Below are 19,141 nucleotides of genomic sequence, written 5' to 3'. Positions count from 1 at the left end.
ATATCCTCTTATTTCACAAGAACAAACTCTACTCGTCTGTTCTTCCATGCATTCTCTACATCATCAAATTCAACTACAGGGTCATTACCACCAATACCAACTGTTGTCATTCTGTTACCTGAGATTCCTAGATCTTCAAGGGAAGATTTTACCTCTTCTGCCCTCTCTCTAGAAAAATCTATTAGGCTACTTCTTTGACTCTTAGTTATTCTATTTCCATAAATATTATGGGCATGACCTTCAACCTCAATTTTATAACTTGAGTATTTATCTAATATTTCACTTAATCTTTTAAGTATTTTTAAGTTTGCTTCCCCATTAGTTCCAGACAGAGCTAATCTTGAAGAATTAGGTTCAAAAATTATACTTGAAACCCTAATTTTTAACTTATTTCCATCTTTAATAACCATAATATCTACAGGTATCTCACCTCTAAATACTCCAGTATGTCCTGCAACATCCTCTACACTCATAGTATATGAGTACTCTTCTGCTGCTTGAACTAGCTCACCCTTACTACTTTTACCATCCCAAATAATTTTATTACCAGGCTTACCTTCTCCTTGGAATGAGATAAAGTCATTTCCTTTAGGATCTTTTATATCAAATGACCAACTCTTTATACTAGAGAGATCTTTTACACCTATACTAATCTCTAACTCATCATCTACAAAGTCGTTATCAGGGGAGAATGGAGTAGGTGTTGTCTCTACTCTAATTAAAGGGGTATCACTATCTGCAACAAACTCTTTAGTTAAGTAGGTAGGTGAGTTCCCTTTAGTATAAACAACGTTAAACTCGGCAGTTAATAAACCATTTGTAAAGGAACCATTTTTATCCCTTCCATCCCACTCTAATGTATCAGGAATTGATCCTTCACCTTCTACAACCTTAATAACTTCTGTCTTATCCTTAATTGTTATTTTCCAGCTCTCAATACCCTTTCTATTATTTACAATTAAACCAAATATTTGCCCCCCGAGTCTATTTGAAAGGTCCGGTGCAAATACAGGTTTTTTATAAGTAATAAAGATATCTGTATCCTCTGTATCTATTGTAATATCCTTAATAGTTTTTACACTTTTATTCCCACCTAAATCGGTAGTATCAACAACATACTTATATACACCATCCCTAGCAGTGTTTCCAGATGAGTCCTTACCATCCCAGTTTAGATTATCTATAGAGTTTTTCCAGTACCACTCATTTATAACACTATTTTTATCATCATAAATGACACCATGATATAGATCCTCTCCAGTAGCTTTTTGAGTAATATAAACAGAGTCTTTTAAACCATCACCATTAGGTGAAAATAGCTTATTAGAGGTTTTTATATCAATCTCTGGATATAGTGAGTCTAATTCAAATAGAGGTGTTGAAGTTGAAGGATTATTACCATTTTCATGGATAACACTCATAACGCCCTTATATTTACCCTGACTAACAAGGTTTTTACCATCATCCTTAAGTCCGTTCCAAACAATCTCTTTAGGAGCTCTTTTTCCACTAAACTCTTTTACAGTTACATTTTTCTCATTAACAATTTTAAATAGCCAAGACTCTACAGGACTTTTTGAATCAACCCTTGTTGTAAATGTTATTTCATCCTTTATTTTATCATTATTAGGAGAAAAAACTTCATAATCATTGGTTACGAGTACTGTAGAAGAGCTGTTATCCATAGTTAATATAACATTTTTAGAGTTAAAACTATTACCAGCTTCATCAATTCCATTTAAAGAGTAAGTATATCGACCATTATTAAGTAGAGATAAATCCTGGGCTCTACCATCAAAATTCCACTCTTTAATTACTAGACCATTTAAGGTTCTCTCTTTAACAACCCTATTCTCTTCATCTTTTATAGAGAGAGTCCATGTCGCCTTATCCTCTGAACTATTAATAATCTCTGCAAAATCTTTATTTCCATCACCATTAGGTGAGAATATTAGGTTATTAACTGTAATGTTAGCTACAGGAGCCACTGTATCTAGGATAAATTTAGTAGATGCATTAGGAGAGTCCCCCCTTTTGTAATTTACAGTAAGACGAACTAAATACTCCCCATCAGCAACTTTCTTATTATCACTACTTCTACCATTCCAGGTTATTTTATTAGTAAAGTCTCCTGTAAGTTTTTTTGAATAGATGGTTTTATTACCCTTGTCTAATACATCATAGGTTAGAGAGTCGATACCATCACTTTTTTTAATAACAGGAATAAAATCGATACTATCTTTTACACTATCCCCATTAGGCGAAAAGTGAGTTTTATCACTACTTACAAAGAGTTCTACATTTTCAGTATCAATTTCAACACTCATATCCTTAGATCGACCAATGTTCCCAGCCTTATCCCTAGAATAAAGAGTATAAATATACTTACCATCAGGAAGATTTTTGTTATCCATATCTTTACCGGTAAACATATATTCATTAGGAGCAAAACCACTCCATTTAGATGTAAATACTGTATCACCAATACTATTTTTTACCTCTCCAATCCATTGATCTTCATTGGAAGTTTTCTGAGAGAAAGTTATAAAATCATTTTTACCATCACCATTAGGACTAAATACGCTAAATTTGTCTTTTCTTACTACTGTTACTTCAGGAGTTGTAGTATCTAATATAATTGGAGAAGAGAGTGTTACCACCTTGTTTCCATTTAAAAACTCCCCGGATATTCTAGCATAGTAGTTATCATCCTTTAACTGATTAGAACGGTTGTCCTTTCCATACCACTTATAGGATGGGGCTAATTCTCCACTATTTGATATATTTTTAACAACCCTATCCCTACTATCAACAATGTCTAATGAGTAGTTAGTTAGGTTTACGCTACTTTGAACAACAGGTTTTAGTTCTATAAAGTCTTTACCATCAATAGGGGAAAAAGAGTCTTTATTAAGGGCTAAGTCTATTCCTGTTGGAGTTGTATTAATCTCAAATTCAACAGGTTCACCTTTGTAGCTGTTACCAGACTTATCAGTTGATGATAAAATATATTTGAATTTCCCGTCATTTAGAAGTTCTCCATCATCTGTTTTTCCATTCCATGAGAAAAGTTTATCAATCTCACCCTTCCAGTTAACATTATAAACTGATGTTCCAAACTCATCAAAAATCTCTCCAAACCACTCCTCTTCCTTTGAGGATGTTTGATCAAATATAATCTGATCCTTACTACCATCTCCATTTGGAGAAAACATAGTATATTTAGCCTTTACACTAGCCTTTGGAGCAGTATTATCGATACTAAATTCAGGGGATAAAACTTTTGGACTATGTCCATTTTGATAAACTACACTTAACTCTCCAGTATAGATCCCCTCTTCAAGATACTTGCCGTTTAAGTCCTCTCCATTAAATCTAATATTATCTTCTATTACTGAGTAACCCTGTTTTTTAGTAGAGAACTCGTTAACAATCCCCCCACTTTTATTTTTAATAACTAAATTCCAGTTAAGAATTCCTGTTTTCACTGGTATATCTAAAACAAACTCCATGTAGTCCTTTACACCGTCATCATTTGGAGAAAAGGTATTAGTGTCTATATTAATCCCTATAGGAGGCTGTTTTGTATTGATAATTATATTATCAACAGAGTCTTCGTTGCTATTACCTGCTAAATCTGTACTTGAAACCTTATATTTATACACACCATCTGGAACTAATTGGCCACTATCGTCCTTTCCATCCCAGGTAAAATCACTTAATTCATTATTATCCCAAGCCTGGGATTTAACAGCATTACCAAGAAAATCTGTAATCTCAGCATACCATCTTACTTCATTACTCCCTGATTGAGGGATTAATAACTGATCCTTATTACCATCACCATTTGGACTAAAGATCAGGTCTAAACCGGAAGGTTCAGAGATCTCAAGACTTGGTTTTGTATTATCTATGTAGAATTTATAGATTTCAGATGTGGTTGAATTTCCATTATCATCTATAAACTTTGTAAAGAAGCTATATTGACCGTCAGGGACTAGCTCTCCATCATCTTTTTTACCATCCCATCTAAAACTCTCTGGCACTGGTATTCCTGTTTTTGGACCAACTAGTTTAGTAAATAGATTTTTTATAGACTCATTTTCAGGTCTTTCATCCTTATTTACTATTCTTTTTACAACTTTACCAAAGTTATCCTTAATAACAACCTCATATCCAACAATATATCTCTCGTCAGTGGCATTTACAGGAAAGTTTAATTCATCCTTTACTCCATCAAAGTTTGGAGATACATACTGAATATCATTATAATTAATTTCCACTTCAGGAGGATTTTTATCCTTATCTCCTAAGGGAACGGTTCCTGAAGCTCCTATAGCCCAAACTCCGTTTGCATATGGATTAGCAGATAGTGAACCCCTTGCTTCATCAGAACCTAGATTAAAATCATACCCAAAATAGAGGGATGGAATTAACCTACTTACATCTCCATCAATTAATTCCCTTAGATTTGCATTTAAAGATGTATCTATAATTATTTTATTATATAAAACAGCCCTTGCTCCAATTTCAAGATTTAGATCCGTTAAAGATGGAAGTGAAACCTCAGATGCGATATTTAGATCTAAAACAGAATTATTAAGAAGAGAGAATTCAAAAAAACCAGAGGGAGTAAAGGTTGGTGATGGTGAGTTTGCATCTATTAAACCATCCTGTTTATACCCTTTTCCTAAATTATTTAGAGCAAAACCCCATCTAACATCCTTAAAGTATTTAGATAAGTCTCCTGAATTTTTGACAATTCCAAGATTTAAACCAAGACTCCAATCAAAACCAGTTGAATCAGAACCAAATATAGATGATAATCCAGCTCCAAAATAGAGATCACTATAGATCTCCTTTGAAAAGTTTAAATTTAAACCTGCGGCTGTTCCCACCTTAAGATCAGATGTGGTTAACCCGTTGGTTAAAAGTAGGTTTAAGGATGTTGAGAAGACACCGTACTTAGATGGTAAGGCACCACCTATACCTATAGAGTGACCTGTTCCTGTCTCATCCCCTGTTATTCCCTGTAATAATAGATAACTTAAATCAAAAGTATATCTTTGTATATCCGCTGTTAAAGCAGGATTTTTTATTGCTATTGATGTGTTTTTATTACTTTCGTAATAAGCTGAACTTGCAGTAAGTCCAGGTGAAGCTAATTCTAAAACATCACCAAATAATAAGTTTCCAACTAATAGTAGTGCTACAACTGAGTTAAATTTCTTCATGAAAAATTAACCTCCCCATAATTCTATTCTTTATTATATACATATCTTTTTTTAGAATATAGTATAAAATTACTATTTTAACGTGTTAAGGGGTATTTATGAATATTTGTTATGATGAATCTTTTTGGAAAGAGTTTGAATTACTTATGTATGATAGAAACAGAATGGATAAAACCAAAGAAGATGTTGATAATTTATTTACACTCCTTAAATTAGAAAAAGGGGACAAACTTCTAGATGTCTGCTGCGGTTTTGGTCGTTATAGCAAACTTTTTGCTCTTAAAGGAGTTGAAACTACAGGTATCGATATTACAAAATACTATATAGATAGGGCTATAGAGAGCGGAAAAGGTGTAAAAAACCTTGACTATATATTAGGTGATATAACAGAGCTTAAAGAGATTGATAAATATGACTACGCTATTAACATGTTTACATCCTTTGGGTTGCTAGATAGTGAAGATGATGAAATAGAAGGTTTGAAAAACGTTTTTAACGGATTGAAACCTGGGGGGAAATATCTAATAGATACCCAAGGCAAAGAGCTACTGTGTAGGGATTACGAAAGAAACATCTGGTTTGAGTCTGGAGGGGTTAAAGTATTTCTAGAGTATATAGTAAAGGACTGCTTTACTGTTTTACAGAGTAAATGGATGTACTACAAGGATAGTGTTATGCACGAGAGAACATTTGATACAAGGATCTATTCAGCGGTAGAGTTAGCAACAATGATGTATAGTGTAGGCTTTAAAGAGGTAGAGATCTTTGGAAATTACAGTGGGGATCCCTATAATATGGATTCAAAAAGATTAGTAGTAATAGGAACTAAATAATAAACTTTTTTTAGAAGGTGCCGTTATTTATTTTAAGGAGAGATGAAATGAATAGAATCACTGCATTAGATAAAAAAATAGTTGAACTTCAAAAGGCGGTTCAATCCTTAAAAAACAACAGAGATGATTTAGTAAAAGAACTAGAGATAGTAAAGGCTAGAACATCAACAACTAAAAGAACAGTTTAAACAAAAGATTGAATTAAAACTCTTTTTGATGCAAAATAGTCTATAATTTAGTAATAAGGATATATAATGAGTTCAATAATTAAGCCTAGGGTTTTAAAAGGGTTTAGAGACTTTTTACCAGAAAATGAGATTGAGAGAAAATCAGTTATAAAAAAGCTTGAAAATATTTTTGAAAATTTTGGATTTGTACCAATTGATACCCCTGCTCTAGAGTATACAGAAGTTCTTCTAGGTAAAGGTGGTGGAGAGACCGATAAACAGGTTTATAATTTTCAAGACAGTGGGAAACGGGATGTTGCACTGCGTTTTGATTTAACAGTTCCATTTGCACGATATATATCCCAACATTTAGATGAGTTATATCTTCCATTTAAAAGATACCATATTGCAAAAGTATGGAGAGGGGAAAATACACAAAGAGGAAGATATAGAGAGTTTACCCAGTGTGACTTTGATATTGTTGGAGTAGACTCACCCTCAAGTGACTTTGAAATAATGCTAATGATGCAAAGTTCCCTATTTAAACTAGGTGTTAATGATGTAACTATAAGATTTTCCCACCGTGGAATTTTTAATAGAATGTTAGAGACTCTCTGCCTTAAGGATAAAACTGTTGAGGTTTTAAGAGTTGTAGATAAACTTGGTAAAATTGGTGAAGTAAAAGTAGTTGAGTTATTAGAAGAGCTTACTACAACAGAAAATGCATTAAAAATTCTTGAGTTTATAAAGCCAGGTAAAAACTTTAGAGATACCTTAGATAAGATGATATTTTTATCAGGGGGAGAGAGTGATGATACAAAGAGACTAGAGGAGATATACTCATATATTATTGATAATAAAATTGAGAAATCCTTTATCCTAGACCCTTCAATTACAAGAGGATTAGACTATTACACAGGTTTAGTTTATGAGACATTTTTAAATGAACTTCCAGAAATTGGATCTGTATGTTCAGGGGGTAGATATAACAATTTAGCTTCCCTTTATACAAAAACTGAACTACCTGGTGTTGGTGCATCTATAGGATTAGACAGACTGTTAGCTGGTCTTGAAGTTTTAGGTAAAAAATCAGAATTAAAGAGTCTAACCCAGGTTTTAATCCTAGTTTTGGATGATAAAATTATTGGTCACTACCATAAGATAGCCACAGAACTTAGAAAAAATGGGATAAATGTAGAAGTCTTCCCAATAAAGAAAAAGATTCAACAACAATTTAAATACGCTGATAACAAGACAATTCCATACCTCATTTTTTGTGGTGAAGATGAAGTGGCTAGCAATACCATTAATCTTAAGGATTTAAATACAAAAGATAACTATGAAGGAATATCTATTAGTAAGGCTATAGATATTATCTTAGAATAGATAAAAATAACCCCGAATTAACGGGGTTATTTTCACATTTGATCTAAATAACTTTTATACTTTAGATCTTCTAACTTAGACGCCTTATTCAAAACCATATCTTCAAGTTCCCTCTTATATAGAGTTACCCTATCTAAAATATCTGAATTTGACACACCTAAAATAGAAGCTGCAAGAATTCCTGCATTATTCGCCCCATTTATAGCAACAGTAGCCACAGGTATACCAGGAGGCATTTGAACAATAGAGTATAGTGAATCTAAACCACTTAATGCCTTAGTCTTTACAGGAACTCCAATTACTGGTAGAGGTGTCATGGATGCAACCATTCCAGGAAGATGGGCAGCACCACCAGCTCCAGCTATTATAACCTTAATTCCCCTATCCCTAGCTTTTTTACTATAATCAACTAATCTATCAGGTGTTCTATGGGCTGATACTACAGTTAACTCATAGGGTATTTCCAACTTATCTAACATCTCTGCAGCTGACTTCATAACTGGAAGGTCAGAGTCACTGCCCATGATTATTCCTACTAATGGATTCATCTTTTTCTCCTATTCACCTTTTATTTCTATTTCATTATAGGCATTTTTGACCCGAGTTTGTGCCTCTTCTAATGTTTTTCCTATAGCTGTTATATGTGCCATTTTTCTTTTTGGTTTAGAGATATTTTTACCATATAGATGAAGTTTTACAAATGGGTCCCTATACATCTTATCTATTCCAGTTATTTTACTTACACCCTCTATTCCACTACCTAGTATATTCTTCATAACAGTAGGACATCTTAGAGAAACATCTCCTATTGGTAAGCCTACAATACTTCTAATATGTGCTTCATATTGGCTAGTATAACACCCTTCTATAGTGTAATGCCCAGAGTTATGGGGTCTAGGAGCTACTTCATTTAGAAGAATCTCTCCATCAGCTGTAACAAACATCTCTGTGCAAAACATTCCAACATCTGAGAATACTTCCATAACAGAGTGGGCCATCTCCATAGCTTTTACCCGACTCTCTTCTGTTATCGATGCAGGTACTAAGGTCTCATCTAAAATACTATCAATATGTATATTTTCCGCAACTGGATATACATATATCTGCCCTTGAATATCACGACAAGCTAAAACAGAGATCTCTTTTTCAAAACTACAAAATTTCTCAGCAATAAGTGGGATATTACCACTTCCAAGTTTTTTATAAGATTTATCAATAGAATCTATATTTCTAACAACAGTATTACCCTTTCCATCATAACCACCCTTACGAGCTTTTAACATAAGAGGGTAACCAAATCTCTCCCCAGCAACTTTAATATCTTCTACATTATTTATAGCTATATACTCTGGTGTTTTTATACCGTGCTTTACAATTGTATCCTTTTGGATCTTCTTATCTTGAATAATTTCTAATGAGTGGGGACTTGGATATACAGGATGACCACTGTTTTCAATCTCTTGGAGTATTTTTGAATTGATGTGTTCAAACTCATATGTTATAACATCAACACAACTTGCTAACTCCCTATATGCCTCTATATCATCAAATGATTTAACTATATGTTTGTCACATATTGAGTGGGCTGGACAATTCTCTGATGGATCTAGGACGACAACATAAAAACCTAACCTTTTTGCGTCTAGAATCATCATTTTACCTAATTGGCCACCACCTACTATACCTATTTTCTTACTAAGAGGGTACATCCCATAACTCCTTAAAATATCATCTATTAGAAGGTATAAATATCTAAAAAAAATGAATATTAATCAATAGAGAAGATATAAACTCAATTGACATGCTATAACTGATTAAACTATTATCTAATAACTATTTATGGAGCGTTTTATGGACAAGATTGGTATTGATACAGACAGAGCTGGTAATATAATAAAGAGTGGTGGTTTAGTTATATTTCCAACAGAAACTGTTTACGGTCTAGGAGCTAATGCACTGGATAAGAGTGCTGTTGAGAATATTTTTAAAGTTAAAGAGAGACCTAGTTACGATCCATTAATTGTCCATATAGACTCTGTTGATAAAATAGAACAAGTCGTTTCAAACTTCCCAGAAAATGCTAAGATGCTTGCTAATAAGTTTTGGCCAGGCCCTCTAACTATAATTTTAGAAAAAAGTAAGGATATTCCTGATATTGTTACTTCAGGCCTAAATAGTGTTGGTGTTAGAATTCCAGAACATCCTGTAGCCCTTGAGTTTCTTAAAAAGCCAATAGACCTGTAGCAGGGCCTAGTGCTAATAAATTTGGCTATATAAGCCCAACTAAGAGTAACCATATTACAGACCTTATAGAGGGTGTTGATTATATCCTAGAGGGAGGTAGCTGTAGAGTTGGTATAGAGTCTACAATTATTTCACTTGTTGGTACTCCTACAATTTTAAGAAAAGGACGGATTACCAAGGAAGAGATTGAGAGTGTCATTGGAAGTGTTACTGTAAATATTAATAGCTCATCAAAGCCGGAAGCTCCTGGAATGTTAGAAAAGCACTATGCACCAACAACTAAACTGGAAATATATGATAACAATAAAGAGTACTCTGGAAATATAGCATTTATAGCTTTTGGGGATAATACCCCTAATATAAAACTTAGTAGTGTTGTTAATCTTTCAGAAGATAGTGATTATATAGAGGCTGGAGAGAATTTATATAGCGCTTTAAGGGATCTTGATAAAGAGAATTTTGACCTTATATTAACATCATATATACCGGAGATAAGTATAGGACAAGCTATAAATGACAAGCTAAAAAGAGCTTCTGCATAACTACTTGATAAAAACTTCTAAACAGTTTTTACCCCTAACCTTAGCTTTTTTCATTGCTATCTCAGCATAACTTCTCATATCATCACTTGAATTAGGATCTCCTATATAATTATCAGTTATACCTATAGTTACAGTTAGTCCAGTTTTTTTGCCATCTAAAATAAACATATTACTCTCAATAGTATTTAAGATCTTATTTGATAATTCTACTGCATCATCAATAGATTGATGGGGTAAAATTATACCAAATCTCTCCCCTGCAACTCTACCTAAAACATCCTCTTTTCTAACTAGTGTTGATAGGGTGGAGGCCATCTCCTTTAAAATCCTATCACCTGTAAAATAGCCGTAGTTTTTATTAAAATTTGCAAAATCATCTATATCAACCATTAATAAGGAGAAGTTAATACTGTACCTTATTGATCTTGAATACTCGTTTTCTAATAGTGTATTAAAGTGATTATTAGAGTAGAGATGGGTTAGATCATCCTTAATAGTTAGTTGATATAACTCTTTATTTCTCTTTTCTAACTCCCTATTAATCAACTCTAATTCACACTTCTGTTCATCTATATATCTTTTTAACTCAATTGTTTCGTTTAATAAACTTCTAGTTTTTAGAAGCTCGGAATCCTTTATTGAGAGCTGTTTATTATGACTTACACTACTCTCACCAAGCTTTATACCTGTATCTCGAACTGTTGAGTTGATAATTTTAATTATATTTATTTTTATCTGTTCAAAATTTCTAAAAAGATAGAAAAAAAGGTCTGCATCTATTATATAACCAGTTACATCGCTACTTGCGACAACATTAGCACTACGTAATTGTCCATCAAAAAGAGCCATCTCTCCGACATATTCACCACTAACTCTTCTAGCTAACTCAATCTCAGATGTGGGCATAACCTTTGATATTATAACCTCGCCAGATACTATTAAAAACATAAAGTCTCCCCGGGTATCTTGTTGTATAACAACATCTCCAGCCTTATATTTTTTCTCTTTAAAAAGTCTCATATCCACACTTTTAAGCTCATCTTCTAATAATCCATCAAAAAAATGATTCTTATAAATGTCATTAAACTTTTTATCTAACATGATTATACTCCTATTAATAGATTATATTTAATGATATTTTAAATCAATAAAATTATAATTAAATATACGAATATTATTTCCTTAATTTTATATCTAAACTATAATTTATCTAGGATAGAGTTTGTGAAAGTAAAAGAGATAAAAAAAATAGTTAAAGAGTCAAGTTATATATTAATTGGTTTAGGTGCTTCAATTTTAAAAAAAGTAGATCCTCCTATAGATCCACTTAATTGGGATGAGATTAAGGAATACAATGGATTCCTATCTAACACAATAGATATAAATAGTAAAATTAGTAAAATATTCAATAATAAGGATTATTTTATTATTTCCACATCATGGAATAGTAACTTATCAGACCATATTGGTAGAGTTTTTACACCAAACGGTAGTTGTAACAAGCTACAGTGTTATAACGCTTGTACAGAGGAATTATGGGATTTTATAGATTTTAAAGATAGGTCTTCCCATCCTAAATGCCCCTATTGTAACTCCCCTTTAATTATGAATATAACAACAGATACCTACTTTGTAGATGAGCACTTACAGATTCAAGAAAAATCCTATTACAAATGGATACATAAGAATTACAATAATAAAATACTGCTACTAGAGATTGAAACAAGCGAGTTAGATACAAAACTAATAAAGGGACCGTTTGAAAATATTGCTACAGCACTGCCAAATGTGACTCTTTTAAGAGTCAACTCCAGTGATTTAGGTATTCCTTCAACAATAAAGAAACAGTACTCCTTTAAATCATCACCGGAGACTTTTTTTAAGTTACTCTCTTAGATCTGAAATAACCTGACTAATACCCTTTGATAGATCCATTTTTTTATCAAAAAGTTCTTTTGTCTTTTTAACAAAATATGACCCAACAACAGATGCATCCACATGCTTATCTAAAACATCTATCTGCTCCTTTGACTGTATACCAAACCCTGCCATAACATGTTTATTATACCCTTTAACATAGTCTAGAAAGTCTAAGTTATCCTTGGTGATCTCTGTATAACTTCCAGTAATTCCCCCTCTTAAAGCGATATAAACCCAGTCTGAACTACTGTTCCTCAAAATTTCATCTACTCTATTTTTGGGAACAGAGGTTACTAGAACAGGGATAATGTTTACATCATACTTTTTACCTAGTTCATATAAACCCTCATCAGCTCCTACTGTTAAGTCAGGAATTATTAATCCCTCAACACCATATAGCTTAGCTTTTTTTACAAAGTTTTCCACACCGTTTGTAAAAACAATACTTGCATAACTCATTAAATATATAGGTGTTTCTGGACTGTATAATTTAACTCTTTTAATTAGTTCAAACCCCATATCAACCTTAAAACCGAGTTTCAATGATTGGGAACAAGCTACTTCAATAGTTGGGCCATCTGCAGAAGGGTCAGAAAATGGTATCTGGATCTCAAGGGCATAACCTTTTCCGTCAATTAACCCTTTAGCGACCTCAAAAGAACCCTCTAATGTGGGATAACCTGCTACTAAGTGGGAAACTATCTCTCTATTCATTTTGACTCCTCCATTAAAAACTCCTTCCAAGGTTTCTCATCTAAAGCTTTAGCTGAAATAAATATATCCTTATCCCCTCGACCTGACATATTAACTATAATTGCTCGATTTTTAGGTAGTCCTTTAGCAATTTTAATCGCTGCTGCACCTGCATGGGAAGACTCCATTGCAAATATAACACCTTCATTCCTTGCAAAAAACTTTAGAGCTTCAAGGGCCTCATTATCATTTATAGATGTAAACTCAACCCTTCCAATCTCCCCTAGGTTTGCTAATTGTGGCCCAATCCCCGGGTAGTCTAGTCCCGCGGAAATCGAGTGGGTTTCACTAAGTTGTCCATCAGAATCAATAAGAAATTTACTCTTATATCCCTGAACTATTCCATCTTTACCACTATCAGTCATTCTTATAGCATTTTCCCCTAAACCAGATCCCTTACCCCCTGCTTCAACGCCAACAAGCCTAGGTGTATTCATCTCTAAAAATGGTTCAAAAAAACCTATAGCATTGGAACCTCCACCTACACAGGCGACCATAACTGCTATGTCTAAATCCTTAGCTTGCTCCTTAACTTCCCTACCAATAACAGATTGGAATTCCCTAACCATATCTGGATACGGTGATGGGCCTAGGGCAGAACCTATAATGTAGTGGGTATTATTAAAACTACCACTCCAATCCCTTAAAGCTTCATTTACTGCATCCTTTAGGGTTTTAGAACCTGATTCAACAGATACAACCTTTGCGCCATATAGCTCCATCCAGTAGACGTTTGGGTGTTGCCGTCTTATATCTTCTGCTCCCATATAAATTACACACTCAAGACCTAACCTTGCACATGCAGCTGCTGTTGCTACTCCGTGCTGTCCAGCTCCAGTTTCTGCGATAACCCGGGTTTTACCCATTCTTTTAGCCAACAAAGCTTGACCAACTGCGTTGTTTATTTTATGTGCACCTGTATTAGCAAGCCCTTCTAGTTTAATATAAATTTGACCACCACCGATCTGATTTGTAGAGTTCTCTGCAAATAGTAATGGTGTTGGCCTACCTATAAAATCCTTAGCAAACTTATTTAACTCATCTATAAAATCAGTATCTACTATATATTTCTTATATGCATCTTCTAACTCCCTAAGGGGCTCCCTTAAAACTTCAGCTACATATCTTCCACCAAATCTACCAAAAAAGTTATTGTATTTTTTCATATCAATTCCTTAAAAAATTTAATCATTTTCTCTTTACTCTTTTTACCCGGGTACAATTCTAATCCACTAGAAACATCTATAAATTCAGGTTTAAACTCCTCTAAAACAGAACTAATATTTTCCGTATTAAGTCCCCCTGCTAACCAAAGATTAGGGTTATTCCTTGCTATGGCTGTTAACTTTCTATCTATACTCTTACCTGTTCCTCCCCGCTTACTAGCTGAAAATGAATCTAATAGAACGACAGGACCATAACTATTCATTTTATTTAGTGATTCCCTATTTTTTATACTTATAGCTTTATAAAATGGAACACCATTATTAATACACTCTTTTAGGGTTTCATCCCCATGGTACTGGATAAAATCTAAATAACCATCGTAAACTAACTGCTTAATATCATCTGATAGTTTCTCTCCTTTAGAGAGTACAACAACACCTACTTTTAAAATTCTTTTATCAATTATTTGGGTTTTAATAAAGTCTATCTCAACTTTCCTTGGAGATTCTGCTAGTATAAAGCCTAGAAGATTTGCCCCTAGATCCACTGCTAGATCGACATCCTCTTTATTGGTTAAACCACAAATTTTAATAAAGGGTCTATTCTCTTTGTAACTATTAAAAAGTCTTTCCCAAGGATTATAGACCCTACTTTTTTCAAATACTGAAACTAATTCCCCTGGTAGGGATTCTTTTTTAACAGCCCACTCACCAACTAAAACCCCAGAAAAATTAGAGTCACGGGCAAACTCCCCATCTTCTTTAGAACTAATTCCAGACTCATAGATAATGTCACACTCCCAATCGATATAGGATCTAATTTTAAGTGGTCTTAAAGGATCGATCGTAAAATTTTTTAAATCCCTTGAGTTGATACCTATTATAGATGGTCTTAGTTCTCTAACCTTTTCTACATCATCTTTATCATGAACCTCGACTAATGGTGTCATACCTAGTTCTTTACCACGCCAATACATACTGTATAAAAGGTCTCTATCAAGAAGGGAAGTAATTAATAAATATGCGTCTGCTCCACAGAGATAACTTGTTTCCACATCTGTAAGGTCTAATAAAAAATCCTTTCTTAATACTGAAAGGGTGGGACACCTTTTTTTTATGTTTATTAGATCTTGTAGAGAACCGTAAAAGTAGTCCTCTTCTGTTAAAATACTAACATGTTTAACCCCACTATCCCAATATTTTGTTGCTTGCTCTACTTCGTCCAACTCTTTAGCAAAATGTCCCTTTGAAGGAGATCCTCTTTTTACTTCGCATATGACAAAGGGACCCTTACTAAAATCAATTAAAGGAGCTTCTCTTTTTTCGGGAATAGTTATAGATAACCCATATCCCTCTCTCTCTACTCTTTTTTTCCTATTATTAGATATCTCTTCTCTTATATCCATACTAGCCTACTATCTCTACTAGCTTATTTTTAACTTTTCCACTTTCAATGGCATCCATTGCAAGTTCATACCCCTCTATTATAGTTGAAACTCTCCCATATACCATTAGGGCTGCTCCGGCGTTTAAACTACATGCCGCTTTTATAGCCTCTGATCCTCCACCATTTAATATTTCCCTAGCCATAGATGCATTAACTTCAGCACTACCACCACTAAGATCAGATAGGTTATACATTGGTATCCCTTCACTCTTTGGGTCAAATATAAACTCTTCAACCTTGTCATTTTCATCAATATATACAACCCTGCTCTTATCAGAGATTGATATTTCATCTATACCATCTAAGCCATGAACGACCATCACTTTTTTTACTCCTAATAGTTTTGCAGCCTTTGCAACTACTAAACAAAACCTCTCATCCCAAACTCCAATAACTTGATAATCTGCACTAGCAGGATTTGAAAGGGGACCAATAAGGTTAAATATAGTTTTTATCTTAAGCTCTTTTCTAACTGGGGCTGCAAACCTCATAGCTTTATGGAAGTGGGGTGCAAACATAAATGAGAATTGAGTATTATTTATGTTATCTACAATCGAATTTGGATCAGATTCTAAACTAATACCTAATTCTGTATAAAAGTCAGAACTACCACTTTTACTAGAAACCGCCCTTGAGCCATGTTTAGCAACATTAACCCCACATGAGGCAACAATAAGTGCTGAAAAGCTAGAAATATTAAATGTATTTAACCCATCTCCACCTGTTCCACAGGTATCAATAACTGGAACTTGAACATTAACCCTGGTTCTTTTATCCCTAAGAGCTTTAGCACATCCAGCTATCTCCTGGGAGCTTATACCCTTACAATTTAAGGCTATAGAAAATGCAGAGATAATAGAGTCACTTAAATTACCATCTGTTAACTCTTCCATAAACTCTTTAGCTTCAAGAAAGGTCAAATCCTCTCCAGAGATTATTCTTTCTAACTTATTTGTAGTATCAAAAGGTTCTCTTTTATAATTAATAAAGTTTTTAAATAGGGATAATCCATTTTCACTGGCAATAGACTCTGGATGAAATTGAACCCCTTCAATATCATACTCTTTATGTCTTACCCCCATTATCTCCCCATCACTACTTGTTGATGTAATTTCAAAGCATTCCGGAAGAGTATTTATATCTCCAACTAAGGAGTGGTATCGGGTAAAATTTATTGGAGATCCAAGGTTTCTAAAAATTCCCTTTCCATCGCATTTTATAGGTTCAACCTTCCCATGGACTATATTCTTTGCTCCAATTATGTCACCACCAAAAGCGCTAATTATAGCTTGATGCCCAAGACAGACCCCTAGAATAGGAATAACCCCCTTAAACTCTTTAATTATATCAATGGAAATACCAGCATCTTCAGGACGACCAGGCCCAGGGGATATAATAATATGGGTAGGTTTAAGTTTTTTCACTTCATCAACACTAATCTTATTATTTCTAATAACCTTTACATCTTCATTTGTAACTTGCAAAAGTTGCTGATAGACATTAAAGGTAAACGAATCAAAATTATCTAATATAAGTATCATACGTTAACTCCTACAGCTAAGGCTAAAGCTCTCATCTTTTCACCTGTCTCTTCAAACTCTCTCTGGGGTGTTGAATCATATACAATCCCCGCCCCTGCTTGTAAATATAGATGCTCACCTCTTTTTAAGGCACATCTAATACTAATACATGTATCAAGCTCGCCTTCTACACCCATGTAACCAACAAGGCCTGCATAAAAACCTCTTTTTTCTGGTTCTAATTTTGAGATAGTCTCGATAGCTCTTATTTTTGGGGCTCCTGATACTGTACCAGCAGGGAAAGTAGCTCTTATAGCATCAGAGGGTTTAAAATCTTCTGGGAGTCTTCCTTCAACTTCAGAGACAATATGCATAAGTTTAGAATATCTCTCTATTCTCATAAAATCAGTAGGAACAACACTTCCTCCCTTACAAATTCGTCCTAGATCATTTCTTGCAAGATCAACTAGCATTAGATGCTCAGCTTTCTCTTTCTCATCTCCTAAGAGCTCTTTTTCCAAATCTTGATCCTCCTGGTAATCCTTCCCTCGCCTTCGAGTTCCAGCTATTGGACGCATTAAGACCCTATCATTATCAATTTTCACATGGACTTCAGGGCTAGCACCAAATAGTTGATACTCACCAAAATCTATATAAAACATATATGGGGATGGGTTTGCTGAACGTAAATTTCTATAAGCCTCAAAGGCAGGTATATCAGTTTTTATATCTAGTCTTCTAGATAAAACTCCCTGTAGCAGGTTACCCTTTATTATCTCATCCTTAATAAGGTCAACACCTCTAATAAATTCATCTTTACCAGCACCAAGTGTTAATATTTCAGACTTATACTCCCTCTCTTTTTTTGCCATATAATTAAAATTGAGATCATGAATCCTATTTTCAGTTTCATCTACAAGAGCATTTAAGTCTGTTTCAGACTCCTTATAATTTAAACCAATTAAGTAGATAAGGTCAGAGTAGTGATCAACAACCACAACTACATGGGGAAATATAAACTCAGCATCTGGTAAGTCTAACTCATTGTTTTGCTTAGAAATATTAATATCATCGCAAAACCTACAAAACTCATAGGATAGGAAACCAATACCACCAGCTGGAAATGGAAAATCCTGATGAACTGTTGGATGTTGGGATGCAAAATACTCTAGAACAGAGAGAATATCCCTACCCTTATGTTCCAACTTAAACCTCTTTCCATCCTTTATTAGGGTTATTTGATCATCTATCTGCTTAACCCTAAAGGCTTCTTCAATTAATAATAACGAGTATCTCTCCCTACCCTTTTCTAAGGAAGATGACTCTAAAATAACTTTAGCATCTAGTTTTTCCGCCAATGCAAATGGAGTGAATCTCTCACCAGAAATGACTTTAATTATTCCATCTGTTCTTTTTTTCATACTCACCTCGTTTCTACCAATAGATACAAAGTACAACAAGAGATTGTTACTGTCAATAGAAACATTAAATTTTATAAACAATTCTTAATTTTGTTTATAAATCCTATTGATTAAAAAAAAAGGAATCTGTATAGTTCTTAACGTACTACGGGATGTGGCCCAGTGGCTAGGGCACCTGGTTTGGGACCAGGGGATCGCAGGTTCGAATCCTGCCATCCCGATAAAATAAAATATGGGTCCATAGCTCAGCTGGATAGAGCATCGCCCTTCTAAGGCGAGGGTCAGAGGTTCGAATCCTCTTGGGCCTAATTTTTATTTATTTTGTAGTATATAACGGGATGTGGCCCAGTGGCTAGGGCACCTGGTTTGGGACCAGGGGATCGCAGGTTCGAATCCTGCCATCCCGATATAATAAAATATGGGTCCATAGCTCAGCTGGATAGAGCATCGCCCTTCTAAGGCGAGGGTCAGAGGTTCGAATCCTCTTGGGCCTAATTTTTATTTTCAT

At 34.2% G+C, this 19,141-nt stretch carries 14 protein-coding genes, 4 tRNA genes and 1 pseudogene; 10 read left to right on the top strand and 9 right to left on the bottom strand.

Annotated elements, in window-relative coordinates; genetic code table 11:
• Positions 1–8: 8 nt before the first annotated feature.
• A complete protein-coding gene (locus EW093_RS15785) occupies positions 9–5,234 on the bottom strand; it encodes a FlgD immunoglobulin-like domain containing protein (RefSeq protein ID WP_149569316.1) in 5,226 nt (1,741 codons plus the stop codon).
• Positions 5,235–5,332: 98 nt separating this feature from the next.
• Here EW093_RS15785 and EW093_RS15780 point away from each other — a divergent pair, with 98 nt between their 5' ends.
• From EW093_RS15780 to hisS, 3 genes are all read left to right on the top strand, one after another.
• The gene (locus EW093_RS15780; protein WP_149569315.1) at positions 5,333–6,067 is read left to right on the top strand and encodes a class I SAM-dependent methyltransferase; all 735 of its coding nucleotides are present in this window, start codon (positions 5,333–5,335) and stop codon (positions 6,065–6,067) included.
• Positions 6,068–6,114: 47 nt separating this feature from the next.
• Positions 6,115–6,255, top strand: coding sequence for a hypothetical protein (locus EW093_RS17395; RefSeq protein ID WP_187759748.1), 141 nt, complete (start codon positions 6,115–6,117; stop codon positions 6,253–6,255).
• A 66-nt stretch (positions 6,256–6,321) separates the two neighbouring features.
• On the top strand, positions 6,322–7,620 hold the full coding sequence (gene hisS / locus EW093_RS15775; protein ID WP_149569314.1) for a histidine--tRNA ligase: 1,299 nt from the start codon (positions 6,322–6,324) through the stop codon (positions 7,618–7,620).
• Between the two features lie 32 nt (positions 7,621–7,652).
• On the opposite strand, the gene purE is transcribed toward hisS, so the two are convergent.
• Both purE and purK read right to left on the bottom strand, forming a co-directional pair.
• Positions 7,653–8,168: a 5-(carboxyamino)imidazole ribonucleotide mutase gene (purE, locus tag EW093_RS15770; protein ID WP_149569313.1), complete on the bottom strand. Its 516-nt coding sequence runs from the start codon at positions 8,166–8,168 to the stop codon at positions 7,653–7,655.
• Positions 8,169–8,177: 9 nt separating this feature from the next.
• Positions 8,178–9,329 carry a 5-(carboxyamino)imidazole ribonucleotide synthase gene (gene purK / locus EW093_RS15765; protein WP_149569312.1) on the bottom strand — a complete coding sequence of 384 codons (1,152 nt, stop codon included), beginning with the start codon at positions 9,327–9,329 and terminating at the stop codon, positions 8,178–8,180.
• 130 nt (positions 9,330–9,459) lie between these two features.
• Between purK and EW093_RS15760 the strand changes: the two are divergent.
• Positions 9,460–9,971: pseudogene (locus EW093_RS15760) on the top strand (L-threonylcarbamoyladenylate synthase); the annotation flags it as partial.
• Positions 9,948–10,406 (top strand): Sua5 family C-terminal domain-containing protein, encoded by a 459-nt coding sequence (locus tag EW093_RS17550; protein WP_425473408.1) that lies wholly within the window; start codon positions 9,948–9,950, stop codon positions 10,404–10,406. The pseudogene EW093_RS15760 and the gene EW093_RS17550, both read left to right, overlap by 24 nt.
• On the opposite strand, the gene EW093_RS15750 is transcribed toward EW093_RS17550, so the two are convergent.
• Complete coding sequence (locus EW093_RS15750) at positions 10,407–11,507, bottom strand: diguanylate cyclase (RefSeq protein WP_149569309.1); 1,101 nt, start codon at positions 11,505–11,507, stop codon at positions 10,407–10,409. It abuts the gene before it with no gap.
• A 123-nt stretch (positions 11,508–11,630) separates the two neighbouring features.
• Between EW093_RS15750 and EW093_RS15745 the strand changes: the two genes are divergently transcribed.
• The gene (locus EW093_RS15745; RefSeq protein WP_149569308.1) at positions 11,631–12,302 is read left to right on the top strand and encodes a hypothetical protein; all 672 of its coding nucleotides are present in this window, start codon (positions 11,631–11,633) and stop codon (positions 12,300–12,302) included.
• Here the strand turns inward: EW093_RS15745 and trpA are convergent.
• Genes trpA through EW093_RS15720 form a run of 5 tightly spaced genes read right to left on the bottom strand, consistent with a single transcriptional unit; the run spans position 12,291 to position 18,633 of the window.
• Positions 12,291–13,040, bottom strand: a complete 750-nt coding sequence (gene trpA / locus EW093_RS15740; protein WP_149569307.1) for a tryptophan synthase subunit alpha — start codon at positions 13,038–13,040, stop codon at positions 12,291–12,293. The genes EW093_RS15745 and trpA overlap by 12 nt on opposite strands.
• Positions 13,037–14,245, bottom strand: a complete 1,209-nt coding sequence (gene trpB, locus EW093_RS15735) for a tryptophan synthase subunit beta (protein ID WP_149569306.1) — start codon at positions 14,243–14,245, stop codon at positions 13,037–13,039. The genes trpA and trpB overlap by 4 nt, the downstream gene beginning before the upstream one ends.
• A complete protein-coding gene (trpF, locus tag EW093_RS15730) occupies positions 14,242–15,651 on the bottom strand; it encodes a bifunctional indole-3-glycerol phosphate synthase/phosphoribosylanthranilate isomerase (RefSeq protein ID WP_149569305.1) in 1,410 nt (469 codons plus the stop codon). The genes trpB and trpF overlap by 4 nt, the downstream gene beginning before the upstream one ends.
• A gap of 1 nt (position 15,652) precedes the next feature.
• Entirely contained in the window at positions 15,653–17,233 is a 1,581-nt protein-coding gene (locus EW093_RS15725; RefSeq protein ID WP_149569304.1) for a bifunctional anthranilate synthase component II/anthranilate phosphoribosyltransferase, read from the bottom strand.
• Positions 17,230–18,633 carry a chorismate-binding protein gene (locus EW093_RS15720; RefSeq protein ID WP_149569303.1) on the bottom strand — a complete coding sequence of 468 codons (1,404 nt, stop codon included), beginning with the start codon at positions 18,631–18,633 and terminating at the stop codon, positions 17,230–17,232. The genes EW093_RS15725 and EW093_RS15720 overlap by 4 nt, the downstream gene beginning before the upstream one ends.
• 148 nt (positions 18,634–18,781) lie before the next feature.
• Between EW093_RS15720 and EW093_RS15715 the strand changes: the two genes are divergently transcribed.
• From EW093_RS15715 to EW093_RS15700, 4 genes are all read left to right on the top strand, one after another.
• Positions 18,782–18,854 (top strand) — tRNA-Pro (locus EW093_RS15715).
• Between the two features lie 13 nt (positions 18,855–18,867).
• Positions 18,868–18,941 (top strand) — tRNA-Arg (locus EW093_RS15710).
• 26 nt (positions 18,942–18,967) lie between these two features.
• Positions 18,968–19,040: transfer RNA gene (locus tag EW093_RS15705), tRNA-Pro, on the top strand.
• 13 nt (positions 19,041–19,053) lie between these two features.
• Positions 19,054–19,127, top strand: a tRNA-Arg gene (locus tag EW093_RS15700).
• Positions 19,128–19,141 lie beyond the last annotated feature (14 nt).

It is taken from the genome of Thiospirochaeta perfilievii (genome assembly GCF_008329945.1).
Lineage (GTDB): Bacteria > Spirochaetota > Spirochaetia > DSM-2461 > DSM-2461 > Thiospirochaeta > Thiospirochaeta perfilievii.
Note: the sequence above shows the minus strand (reverse complement) of the source record. Positions and strands in the feature narration are given on the sequence as shown.